We start from the raw sequence: 12967 nt of genomic DNA, 5'->3' as shown, positions 1-12967 counted from the left end.
CGGCTTAACAGCCGCTTTTTTTATGGGTGAAATATGAGAATTCAAGGCGCGAAAGGTGGTAGTTCCAAACCTCGGACACCCGTAGAGCAAAAAGACAGTTTGCTATCAGAATCTACTGCAAAAATATTGGTGGCGTTATCAGAGGGTGAAATCGCGGGTGGGCTTGACGATACACGTATTTTTCTTGATGACACGCCAATAGCGAATGCGGATGGCTCTAAAAATTTTGAAGGGGTGACATGGGAGTTTCGTGCTGGCACTGAACACCAAGAATATATTCAAGGTATTCCTTCTGTTGACAATGAGTTTAATGTTGGGATGGAACTTAAGGATGACCAACCGTACGTTAGAACTATCAATAACTTGCAGTTGTCAGCGCTACGTATTCGCTTTTCTGTGCCGCAACTGTTACGGCAACATGACAATGGTGATACTACGGGCTATCGCATTGATTATGTCAGTGAACTATCAACAGATGGTACAGGTTACAAAGAAGTGGTCAAATCTGCATTTGATGGTAAAACAACAAGTGAGTATCAACGCTCTCATCGCATTGATTTACCAAGAGCAAATACAGGTTGGCAAGTTCGCGTTCGTCGGTTAACAAAAAACCAGAACAATGCACGTATTGCGGATCGAATTAATGTTGCTGCTGTTACCGAGGTCATTGATGCGAAATTGCGGTACCCAAACACGGCGCTATTATTTATCACTTTTAATGCTCGCCAATTTAATAACCGCATCCCTAAAATCAGTGTTCGCCCCAAGGGCGGGATATTGGTCAAGGTGCCAACGAATTATGACCCAATTAACAGGACCTATTCAGGGGTATGGGATGGCACCTTTAAATTAACAGCAACGAATAATCCAGCATGGGTGTTTTATGATCTGGTGCTCAATAACCGTTACGGCTGCGGTGACCGCATTAAAGCCTCACAAGTTGAAAAGTGGGACTTATATAAAATTGCACAATATTGTGACGAGTTAGTCCCTGACGGACGAGGCGGTGACGGTAAAGAGCCCCGTTTCTTGTGTGATGTGTATATCCAATCGCAAGAATCAGCCTATCAAGTATTACGTGATATTGCAGCTATTTTCCGTGGTATGACGTTCTGGGCAGACAATAAAGTGAATGCTATTGCTGACATGCCTGCAGCTATTTTCCGTACGTTCACCAATGCCAATATCGTCGGTGGTAAGCCGTCATATTCAGGCGGCAGTATTCAGAATCGCTATACTCAGGCCTTGGTTTCTTTTACGAATATTGATAATCATAGCAATGATGATGTAGAGCCTATTGCAGACTTAAAGCTCCAACGTCGATATGGCGTTCGCAAATTAGAGTTATCGGCAATCGGGTGTACTCGTCGAAGTGAAGCCAATCGTCGTGGCCGCTGGGCATTATTAACCAATGCTAATGACCGCATGATTTCTTTTGCTACTGGTTTAGAGGGCGCAATACCTTCTCCTGGTCATATTATTGCGGTTGCTGATTCATCCCTTGCTGGGCGCAATACGGGGGGTCGTATTTCATCAGCCGAGGGTCGTAAAATTACCCTCGATAGAGCTACATCGATTAAAGCAGGTGACCGTTTAATTGTGAATCTACCCCATGGCGGCTCTGAAGGGCGAACAGTCACGATGGTGAATAAAAAGGTGGTCACGGTCTCTGTTGAATATTCACAGGTGCCACAAAAAGAAGCCGTGTGGGTAGTGGACTCTGACGACTTAGCCGTTCAACTGTATCGAGTGATTAATATCAGTGACAATGCTGATAATACTTACACCATTAACGGTACCATTCATAACCCTGACAATTATGACCACATTGATTCAGGGGCGCGTATTGATGAACGGCCAATTACTGTTATTCCTCCAAATGTGCAGCCAGCACCAAAAAACGTGCGTATTTCCTCATATTCTCAAGTAGACCAAGGTATTGCATTTACAACGCTAAGGGTTGATTGGGAAGCCGCTGAGAGTGCGATTGCATATGAAGCCGAATGGCGCCGTGACAATGGTAACTGGATAAATGCCCCTCGTACATCGACACTGGGCTTTGAAGTTAATGGTATTTATGCGGGACGGTATCAAGTTCGCGTGCGTGCAATTAATGCGTCTGAAATTTCCAGCGTGTGGGCCAGTGCAGAAGAAACCCAGCTCAACGGTAAAGAGGGTAATCCACCGAAACCACTTAACTTGCGGGCGATCTCAGAGGTTTGGGGCATTACGTTGGATTGGGGCTTTGATGTAAATACCAGCGATTCACTTAAAACAGAACTGCAGTATTCCCCCGAAAATACCGCGGATTCTATGCAGTTGCTGGCGGACGTACCTTATCCCCTAAAATCTTATCGTATGTCTGGCCTTAAAGCGGGTGTACGCTTCTATTTTCGTGCAAGGCTGGTGGATAAAAGCGGCAATCAATCTGAATGGACAAGCCTTGTTTTAGGTGAATCATCAACGGATGTTGAGGGGATTTTGGATGCGGTTGGCGATAAGTTTCTCAGTACTGACGCTGGTAAACGAATGGAATCTCAAATTGAAGATATTGCACTCGAACAGCTTGAAATTAAGCATGAGCTTGTTGATATCGACAGTAAAACAATTGAACTCGATAACAAGGTATTAAATCTTAATACCGATTTAGCAATCGTTAATGAAACAGCATTGCAAAATCAAATTTATGCAACGAAATTGAGTTATGAATTCAAGCGCGAGACAGTCAGAACCGAAGGGAAAATATTCCGACTTGAAGAAGTTAATGCACAGCAAGATGCTGCAGCAGCGCGTTTTCAAGAGCAAATCAGTGCTAGAGTGGATTACAACACTTCTGCGATTCTTCGCGTTGAACATGCCCAAGTCACGCTTGAAGAAGCCACAGCGGAGAAAATCAACCAAGTAACAGCGGAAGTTGACGCAGCCAAAGGGCGTATCACAACGGTTGAGAAAACCACTGCGACACTGGAAAAAGCACAGGCCGAGTTCAAGCAAACCACAATTGCAGAATTTGGCGATATTTACGGCGCGATCACCCGCATGGAAATTGCGAATACAAACAAGGAAATCGCCCAAGCCGAAACCGCAATGCAGACTATTGCTAGCTTTAGCAAAATGACTGACCGTTTGCGCACCTCTGAAGCCAGTATTTTACGGAATGAAAAAGCGATAGCGACGGCTGACAAAGCGATAGCAGAAACGGGTGTTCAGCTTAAAGCGCACATTGATGATACTGCGGCAAATATCACTGAAATCAAAAAGGTTCAGGTTGAACAAGACAAGGCACTTGCACAAACCCGAGAGCAGCTCACTGCGGATATTAAAGCGGGTGATGACCAACTGAAGGGGGATATTGATAAACAGGGGCGCGAGCTATCGGATGTGAGTAGTGTTGTTGATTCTCAAAAAACGGCTATTGCTAATTTGGAAGAAACGACAACAGAAACGAAAGAAAATCAGCAAAGTATCTATGAAGAAATGCATGCTAACTTTGCACAGGTACGTAAAACTCAAGCGGATCAAGCATTATCACAGGCTGAGTCGACATCTCAAACCACAGCGGAAGTGAGTAAAGTCCGTAACGATAATCGTAAAATTAAGGCGCAAGTTGAGCGTACGGAAGAAGCAACAGCCACACTGGATAAAGCCCAAGCGAAGTTATCCGAAAAAGTTTCCGCTTTAAATGAGGAAACGGAAGCTGCATTTGTTCGTGTTACTGAATCAATCGCTGAAAAAGACAAGGCCCAAACCCAGCACACCGAGCAAACTCGCGCAGAGCTGCAGAAAAACATTGATGAGAAAGGACAGCAAATCGATGAACAAGGAAAGGTCATTGATAAGCAGGGTAAAGACCTTTCTGACATCAGTTCAGCGGTGACTAAAAACACAAGTGCGATAGCTGACACTAATAAAACCGTTGCAGAAAACGAGGAGAAAACAAGTAGCCGTTTTGAGGGTAATGAAGCCGATATTGCCCATATGCAGAAAACAGAAACAGACAAAGAGTCTTCCCAAGCGGAAACGCTTTTACAACTTGCTGTGCAAAATATGAAGCAAGGCAATGATGCAAGGGTAATTAAAGCTAGCATCATTGAAACCAACAAGCTTATTGCAACTAATGAAGTAGCCCATGCTGAAAAGTTCTTACAGCTAAATGCGCAGTATGAACAAAGCAATGCACGCTTTACTCGTATTGAAAAAGCGATTTCAGATAATGAAAAAGCTCAGGCCAGCACTAACGAGACAATTCAATCTGAAATCAAAGATACCAAGGCGGCAATTGAGCGACGCGCCGAGACCTCAGTTGATCATAAGGGAAATGCATCATCGGTATTTAGCATCAAGTCAGCGGTTATGCTCAATGGTCAGTACTATGAAGCACAAATGATGATCGGTGCGACAGTCAAAAACGGCAAGGTAGTCACTCAAATTGGTTTCAGTGCGGATACGTTTGGTATTTTCAATCCAGCAAGTGGCAAGTTAGAGCCTGTTTTCTTTGTCGAAAACGGACAAGTGTTTATCAATGAAGCGTTTATCAACAAGGCCATAATTGAAAAAATTATTGTGGGGACGGATATGCGTTCTAAAAACTATGTGGCAGGTAAAACAGGCACACGAATTGATATGAATAACGGCACGATTGAAATCAATGGTAGTGATAATTCTGGATCACGAATGACCATTAAAAATGACCAAATCGCAGTGTATGCGGGAGGAAAACCGAAAATAGTGATAGGGCGGCTTTATGGAATATGATGTTTATATTTTTAATGAGGTAGGGGTGAAGAACCCCTACTCACTGTCTGGAACTCGAAACTTTACTTATCTACAGACCCTTAGTTTAGGTCAGCCACCAAAGAAAACTGAAGACTATACGGTTCAATTTAAAATTGAAAATAAGTCCCCTAACTCAACCTTAGTTGCTATCCCTTACAAAGCCTGTAACGCATGGTTACCGCGCCACGGCTGGTTAATGTTTTCGGTGATAAAGAATATCGTTATTTCTGGTGATACAGTGACGGTCTACATGTATGTCAACTATATCAATCCGAACGGTAATACTGACCTTGATGGTTATAGAGACCCAACAGCAACCATTCATATTTTTGAGATGTTTGATACAGATAACCAGGAGGGTAATTTTGGACTTGTGATTGATAATGCCACAGATTATTCAAAAATTACGGATAAGTCTAAATTGGGTTTTATCGTATGGAGTTATAGCGGGGTTGTTAATAACGCAATGATACTACCCAGTAATTTACCCAATATGAGCTCACAATCAGTACTAGCGTATTGGGATCACTCTTCTGCTGTCGTTGAGTATGACCACGTAAATAATCGTGTTATTACGAACGGGCAATCAGTTCAAATGGATATCGTCATAACTCAAGGTGGATTTAGCCCACCTGCAAAGCTCAATGATTGGGGAGTATTTATATTTAATGATCTCGGCGAACCCGTCCTGACAAATTATTACCCACCCCTCAAAACACCAAGTTATGTCAAATTAGGGCGAAATGCCGTGAAGTCGTTTGATAAACCCATGGTGACACTAGGACAATATGGATTATTTTTTACTGGATCGACAGGTAGGCGAAGGGCATGGAATGCTGGGTTAAAAATGCAGAATGGAGCAATCAGTATAGCCAGTGGGTCATATGCAGGAGTGCAGGGAGACCAAAAATCGGGAACAGGCAGTGAGTTTTATTCGGAATGTAATGTTTTGGTTTTAAATCGAGACGATTACTTCTAACTATCAATTTATTGAATTAGCCAATAAGCCGCGAAAGCGGTTTTTTTACGTCCAAATTTCGGAGAATCAATCCTATGTATAATATCGGTACCGTTACCACCACAGCGAATAGTCCAAAAATAACAGGGACAGGCACACGCTGGAAAGATAACACCACGCTTATTTCAGTTGGGCAAGTTGTGCTGATTGAAAATGGTTCCAATTTGCTCATCAATAGCATTTATTCCATTGAAAGCAACACAGCTATAACATTGGCCTTTCCTGTTTTCGCAAAACTGACTAATGCGAAATACATCATTCTAACAACGATGATTGACTCTATTTCTGACGGAGTTAATAAAGCGACAGCACAAGTCATTGCTAGTGAGATATTCACTGATATTTTCACGGAGTTGATGACTGGAACGGGCATTATTGAATTTGAGTTACCTAATGGCCAGAAAGTTAAGCTACGCACTGAAAATGAAAAGGATAAGTTATTAGATGGGAAATTTGATAAAACAGGTGGCACTATAACAGGCGTTTTAAATATCCAAGGATCTAACGATTGGGCTGGGCTGAATATTACAAAAAAAGATGGTGAGTTTGTAAGACTAGAAACTAATGCCCCTGTCAGCGATGCTTTTTTAACTCTCTCTGAGAGAGACGTTAACAATAAAAATAAATCGACGGTATATATTCCGAAGAAATCAGGAATGGTGGCTTTAATTGGTGATTTTGGCTTAGGCTTTTCAAAAACATCAACAGATTTAAGCGCTAAAGAAAATGGCTTCTTTAATTCAACACAGTTTTCTTCCGTGTCGCCAACTGCTGCATTTTTTGGCTTCAGTGCTTACAACGCGGCAAAAACACACGGTTTTTCATTGGGGGCTCGTCGAACTCAAATTACAGCTAAAGTAATTGAAAGCGATGAAGTTTCTGAATATCACATGTATCACACAGGAAACACAACAAAAGACTCAAACGGCAATTTAAAAGCAGCATCACCAATTATTCGAGTATTTGCTGACCATGTCGATCCGAATGAAGAGGCCGAAGGTGTAACACTCAAAAAGCTGCATACAGGTATTTATCAACTCCATGGCGTTCTTGGCCTACACTCAGATGCAAGCTGGGGTGGTATTAACGGTGGTATCACAATTCCATACGGTATTAACCAACTCCCACTTGTGTATGCGCTTTATGATGTACTTGAAAAGGGCAAACAGCATCCATTCGATGGTCGTATTGTTGAACCTGATGAAGACGGAGACATTGTTCTATACACGACCTATCGTAAGCATGATTTACCTCAGAACATTCAATATGAGCGATTCAAGCTTTACCCTGAGTTCTTGAAAGAAGTGGACGGGGAAAAGGTTGAGTTAACACCAGGAGAGCCTTGCGATATTCCAGTGGGTCACTGGGTTGATGTTCGTGTAAATATGCCATCAAACTCTATCTACAATCAAAAGCAAGCTGAAGCTGAGAGACTCGCTAAGCTAGAAGCAGAGCGATTAGCGCAAGAAGAAGCCAAACGTGCAGCAGAGGAAGCGGAAAGGGCAGAGCAGGAAGCTGCGGAACGTGAACAAAATGAGGCAATAGAAAATTGATCTTTACATACGCATAAAATGGTTAAATAATACTGTGTATACATACAGTGTTATTGGTGTCGTATGAAACTAAGATTAATTGAAACAGATGATTTACTAGCAAGCTTCCCCCTCTTTCTTGACCGAGTGCCAGCAGGCTTTCCATCACCCGCTGCTGACTATGTTGAAGACCGTATTAATTTAAATAGCGCCCTCATTAAGCACCCTGAAAGCACATATATGCTCAGGGTTGAAGGCAATTCAATGATTGATGCGAATATCAATGATGGTGATGTTGTTATTGTTGACAGCGCGGTCACAGCAAAAGAGGGGGATATCGTTATAGCTAGCTTCGAGGGCGAATTTACGGTTAAGAAACTACACCTCAACCCACCTATGTTACTTCCAATGAATCCCGCTTATTCACCAATCATTATCAACGATGAACAGGATTTTCAAATATTTGGCGTTGTTACCTACATTATTCATCGGGCTCAATAATGTTTGCGCTTGTTGATGTAAATAGTTTTTATGCAAGTTGTGAGAAAGTCTTTAGGCCAGATCTCGCAGGGAAGCCAGTAATTGTTTTAAGTAATAACGATGGCTGCGTGATTGCACGTTCATCAGAAGCGAAAAAACTTGGCGTAAAGATGGGGGAACTGTATTACGAGCGCCACAGTTTTTATAGGCAAAACAACATCAATATATTTAGTTCTAACTACGTACTTTATGCGGATATGAGTAATAGGGTCATGTCACTATTATCAACATTTGCACCCCGCCTAGAAATCTATTCAATCGATGAGGCTTTCCTTGATTTTACGGGTATGAATAACACGTTTAACCTTGAGGAATACGGCCGAGAAATTCAATCAACTATCCTGCAAAATACGCACCTTCCCGTAGGCATAGGCATTGGCCCTACAAAAACCTTAGCGAAAATAGCCAACCATGCGGCAAAAACATGGAAAAAAACGGGTGGAGTTGTTGAGCTGTCCTGCAAGCAACGACAACATAAATTATTATCTCTTATCCCAATCGAAGAGGTGTGGGGTATTGGCCGTAGGATATCGGCAAAATTAAGAATTATGGGTATAAATACCGCTCTGGATTTAGCGAATGCACCGGTAGCAACTATCCGTAAAACGTTCGGGGTAACATTAGAAAGAACCTTGAGAGAACTCAATGGTGAGTCGTGTATTGAGCTTGAAGAAGTCCGAAAAATTAAGCAGCAAATACTGTGCTCTCGTTCATTTGGCCAGAAAGTTTTAGATATAGAAACAATGCGTAAGGCTATTTGTGATTATGCAGAACGAGCAGCAGAAAAATTAAGAGAAGAAAAGCAACGCTGCAAAATTATTGGATTGTTTATTCAAACTAGCCGTCACGCATCAGGTGAAGATTACGCGAATAGCATTAATATAAAACTCGAATACCCCAGCAGTGATACTAGAGATATTATCAATGCAGCAATGAGAGGGTTAAATACTATTTGGCGTGACGGTTACCGATACTATAAAGCAGGCATCATGCTATCTGATTTTACCGATTCAGATGTTACCCAGTTTGATATGTTTTCAACACAAAAGCCATTTCGTAACAGCGATGAGTTAATGAAAACATTAGATGCCATCAATAAGAGCGGGCAGGGTAAAGTTTGGTTTGCAAGTAAGGGCGGCGATAGCGGATATAAGATGAAAAGAGAAATGTTGTCGCCCGCATACACGACAAATTTTGATGAATTGCCAGTGGTAAAAAGCTAGGAAATTGGCTGGAATTTTACCGTGGTTTTACCGCCATTTTACCTTTTTAAAATTATACATACAAGAAAACCAACCGTAATAGGTTGGTTTTCTTAGGGAGTTTTGGTCGGCATGATAGGATTTGAACCTACGACCCCCGACACCCCATGACGGTGCGCTACCAAGCTGCGCTACATGCCGAACTGTGATTTATACTACCCAATTTGGTCTTAAAATCAAGAGGCTCATGTTGAGACTGATTGATAATTAAGCACTAATTTTCATTAAATCGTTTTAATTCTGTGAAAATTTTCAGAAGCTCAGCCAAGTTAGGTTTTGCTTCTTTTTCAATAACACCTTGTTTATCATAAATATTAAATTGCCCATTATGATCCATATATAAAGTGGCATTGTCAGTGGTAATGACCACATCATTGTCATCACCAGTAATCACCCACGGGTATGTGCGTTGGTTACTGAATAAATCTTCACCTTGGCTGTAATCATCTGTTTGATTATTCACATGCAATAACCGTTGCATCAATGTCGTCATAATGTCTTGATGGCTAGTTAATTTGCCTATTTGTTGAGCAGGTGTATTTGGCCAATAAATAAATAAAGGGACGCGCATTTGATCGCGATTAAAGTTCTTATCGCTTAGCCAATCCTCTTCTTGTTTACCTTGCTTATTATAGTTAGCAGTAATAATGACGATGGTATTTTCAAGGCGGTTATCACGTTTCAATGTTGCGATAACTTGGTCAATTTGCTTGTTAGTTTGTGGGCTGCCTGGTACGCCTTTGATATTCAAGAAAGAGAACCAAGGTGCATCATGTTTAAGGCTATCTAACCAGCTAATCCATTGATTAATAGTTAGGCTATCATTATCTGCTGTTTTAGCAGGTAATGAGTAATCGGATAAAATGGCTTGACGGAACAGTGGTGAGTTAAATCCATCTGTTGAAAACAGACCAAACTGATAACCTTGGTGTTGTAGCGCTTCAACCAAGACAGAAGGGTGACGACCATTAAGAATGTTATCAAGATAAGTAGATGAGATGCCATAGAAGAGACCAAACAAGGCAGTGTCATCGCGTAAACCTGCAGTATAGTGATTCGTAAACTGCGTACTCATCTCTCTAAAGCTGTTAAGGGAGCTCATTGTTGTTTGTTGAGCTTCATTACCGAGATCGTCCACGACCAGTAAGAGTAAATTATACCCTGTACCTTGGTCGTAGTAACTCAAAGGTTTAAGAGGGTAATTAAGCTTCAGAGCGGTAGGACTACCATGTTGGAATACCCGATTTTGGTGCTCGGTAAGATCCAATAAACCATATCGGTCTAATAATTTACGGGCCGTCATCGGTTGTGATAATGGGTAGTTATAACGCTGCATCGTGATTGGGCGATAAAAATTCGCATCGGCCCACGCATACATCAAATGCGACATAATGAATGTCACAATGAAAATGCCTGCTAGGGGCTTACCAAACGTTTGGCGGTTTAAACTTCGTAGTTTTTGCCAACTCCAAGTTGCAAACAGCATTTCTACCAAGAAAATAATGGGGATACTGATAAACATCAGTTGCCACTCACGAGCCATTTCTCCTTTGATTGGATTGATGACTAAATCCCAAACTTGTGGTGTTAGATGAAGGCCAAATTGGCTAAAAACACGGATATCAAAGATTAGGAGTGTAATACCTGCAGTGGCAAGTGCAACAAAAATTAGCCTCAGCAGCCGCTGAGACATCACAATAAAGGTCAGTGGAAAAATAATGAGTAGGTAAGCGGCAAAGACCACAAAACTAAAATGACCTAACCAACTGACGAAGGCGTATATACGGCCAGCTAAGGTGTCTGGCCAATCAAAAATAAACAGATAGCTACTACTTAACACGAGGCTAAGCAGTATATTAAATAGTGCAAACCAGTGTCCCCAACCAATCATGTTAGAGACTTTGTCACGGTAGCGCTGATGGGTGACCATACTGTTTATTTCATTAATCTGTTAGTGTGATTTATCTTCTTTTACAGAAGAAAGTAACGCATTGGCAAAGGATTCTGCAATCATTTTACGTTGTGCGGGGGCAACTGACGTATTGAGCAGGTTCGTTACCATGTTACCTAACACCATTAGGGAAAGGTCAACAGGGGTATGGTTTTTTTCTAACACACTCACGAGGTCAGAGAGTAAACCTTCAACTTTTTCATCACTATAGCGAGATGATTGTGGCATAAATTGAGACATCCTAAATTAATGAAAGCTCCATATCATAGCGTATAGCCGCATGTTTTTCTTCTTTCTTCGCAACAAATTTTTGTTTAAGTGATAATAATGCTTATTCAGATTCAAAAAGTGTGTATTAGTTCAGCATTTGCTGATGAAAAATGAGGCAAATGATAGTTTCTATTGCAGCGTATAGATATCAATGTTTGAATACGCGCGATAATATTTCTGCTAGAAGAAGGAGCTAACAATGAGTCTGGAAATTACCCAGATAGCCTTACATCAGTTGATTAAGCGAGATGAACAAACCTTAGAGGTGATGTTACGGGATTCTTTATTGACGACTGATGATGTCGTGCAAGACATGATGGCAGAATTGCACCGTGTTTACAGCGCAAAAAGTAAAGCCTTTGGTGAATTCAATGAAGAAAGTGAATTAGCTGATGCATTAAAGCTCTTACGCAAGGGTGAAGAAGAATTTTTAGGTTTTAGCCGTGCTATGACGGTTCGTTTAAAGGATGAACTCGCGAAATACCCATTTGCTGAGGGGGGGATTGTTCTTTTCTGCCAATACCGTTACCTTGCCGTTGAATATTTATTGATTTCTGTTCTTAATAGCTGCGATAGCATGTTTGTCACAGATACATTAGATTTAGGGACGACACATTATTTAGATATTCCACACGCAGATATCGTTGCACGCATTGATTTAACCGAGTGGGAAACTAATCCAGACTCGAAACGCTACTTAACATTCTTAAAAGGTCGAGTAGGGCGTAAAGTATCTGATTTTTTTATGGATTTTTTAGCGGCATCTGAAGGTTTGAATGCGAAAGTGCAGAACAAAGGTTTAGTCCAAGCGTTGGATGATTTTTGTGATAATGCTCAGATGGATAAAAACACTCGCCAAGCATATCGTCAACAAGTGCATAGTTACTGCACTGAACAGCTGCAATCTGGCGAAGAAATTGAATTACAGGAATTGGCGAAAGAGTTGCCACTGGTAGAAGAACAAAGCTTTGATGATTTTGCTCGTCAAAATGATTACCAATTGGAGGAAAGCTTCCCAGCAGATAGGGGAACACTTAAACAATTGACTAAATTTTCAGGTAGTGGTGGCGGTATAACGATTAGCTTTGATGCTATGTTGATGGGCGAACGTATTTTTTGGGACCCAGTGACAGATACACTAACCATTCGTGGTACGCCGCCAAACTTACGCGACCAATTACAGCGTCGTGGCAGCAAATAAAATATTTTGTTAGCGTATTGGTAATATTGATTGATGCAAAAAATAAAGTTTTAGAAATAAATAACGCCGCAATTGCGGCGTTATTTACTCGGCGTCCCGAAATTTCTAAAGCTCGGCTGTGGGCTTTAATTAAGCGCGCAGGAAGTCAATGTGCGTCACTTTTGGCTTAAATGGGTGACGTTGAACAGCCTGAACTTTTACTTTTGTTTCTTTACCATCGATAACCAGAGTCAGAACTTCGTAAAATTCTGCTTTGCTTTCTTGGTTAATAACTTCATCGTGGCTCAGAGTGATAGAGATAGGCTCTTGGTTACCACCGTAAACGATAGCTGGAAGCTGATTATCTCTGCGCAGGCGGCGGCTCGCACCCTTACCCTGCTCTTTACGTTCAATTGCATTGATAGTTAACATTACTAT

The 12967-nt window shown here is 41.5% G+C and carries 9 protein-coding genes and 1 tRNA gene; 6 read left to right on the top strand and 4 right to left on the bottom strand.

The window, feature by feature from the left end; genetic code table 11:
• Positions 1-33: 33 nt before the first annotated feature.
• The 5 genes from gpJ to umuC all read left to right on the top strand — a co-directional run bounded on the left by gpJ (position 34) and on the right by umuC (position 9089).
• Positions 34-4755, top strand: coding sequence for a TipJ family phage tail tip protein (gene gpJ, locus PSF27_RS15375; RefSeq protein ID WP_272681813.1), 4722 nt, complete (start codon positions 34-36; stop codon positions 4753-4755).
• Positions 4745-5755: a DUF6453 family protein gene (locus tag PSF27_RS15370; RefSeq protein WP_272681812.1), complete on the top strand. Its 1011-nt coding sequence runs from the start codon at positions 4745-4747 to the stop codon at positions 5753-5755. Before gpJ ends, PSF27_RS15370 begins: the two co-directional genes overlap by 11 nt.
• Before the next feature lie 74 nt (positions 5756-5829).
• Complete coding sequence (locus tag PSF27_RS15365) at positions 5830-7347, top strand: phage tail fiber protein (protein WP_272681811.1); 1518 nt, start codon at positions 5830-5832, stop codon at positions 7345-7347.
• 63 nt (positions 7348-7410) lie between these two features.
• Positions 7411-7827, top strand: a complete 417-nt coding sequence (umuD, locus tag PSF27_RS15360) for a translesion error-prone DNA polymerase V autoproteolytic subunit (RefSeq protein ID WP_110731987.1) — start codon at positions 7411-7413, stop codon at positions 7825-7827.
• Positions 7827-9089: a translesion error-prone DNA polymerase V subunit UmuC gene (gene umuC, locus PSF27_RS15355; RefSeq protein ID WP_272681810.1), complete on the top strand. Its 1263-nt coding sequence runs from the start codon at positions 7827-7829 to the stop codon at positions 9087-9089. Before umuD ends, umuC begins: the two co-directional genes overlap by 1 nt.
• 103 nt (positions 9090-9192) lie before the next feature.
• On the opposite strand, the gene PSF27_RS15350 is transcribed toward umuC, so the two are convergent.
• From PSF27_RS15350 to PSF27_RS15340, 3 genes are all read right to left on the bottom strand, one after another.
• Positions 9193-9269, bottom strand: a tRNA-Pro gene (locus PSF27_RS15350).
• Between the two features lie 73 nt (positions 9270-9342).
• Entirely contained in the window at positions 9343-11058 is a 1716-nt protein-coding gene (yejM, locus tag PSF27_RS15345; protein ID WP_272681809.1) for an LPS biosynthesis-modulating metalloenzyme YejM, read from the bottom strand.
• Between the two features lie 21 nt (positions 11059-11079).
• Entirely contained in the window at positions 11080-11307 is a 228-nt protein-coding gene (locus PSF27_RS15340; protein ID WP_047755730.1) for a YejL family protein, read from the bottom strand.
• Between the two features lie 241 nt (positions 11308-11548).
• Here PSF27_RS15340 and yejK point away from each other — a divergent pair, with 241 nt between their 5' ends.
• Positions 11549-12550, top strand: coding sequence for a nucleoid-associated protein YejK (yejK, locus tag PSF27_RS15335; RefSeq protein ID WP_272539621.1), 1002 nt, complete (start codon positions 11549-11551; stop codon positions 12548-12550).
• A 129-nt stretch (positions 12551-12679) separates the two neighbouring features.
• On the opposite strand, the gene rplY is transcribed toward yejK, so the two are convergent.
• Entirely contained in the window at positions 12680-12961 is a 282-nt protein-coding gene (gene rplY / locus PSF27_RS15330; RefSeq protein ID WP_206082290.1) for a 50S ribosomal protein L25, read from the bottom strand.
• Positions 12962-12967 lie beyond the last annotated feature (6 nt).

It is taken from the genome of Providencia sp. PROV129, from assembly GCF_028482245.1.
Taxonomy (GTDB): domain Bacteria; phylum Pseudomonadota; class Gammaproteobacteria; order Enterobacterales; family Enterobacteriaceae; genus Providencia; species Providencia vermicola.
Note: the sequence above shows the minus strand (reverse complement) of the source record. Positions and strands in the feature narration are given on the sequence as shown.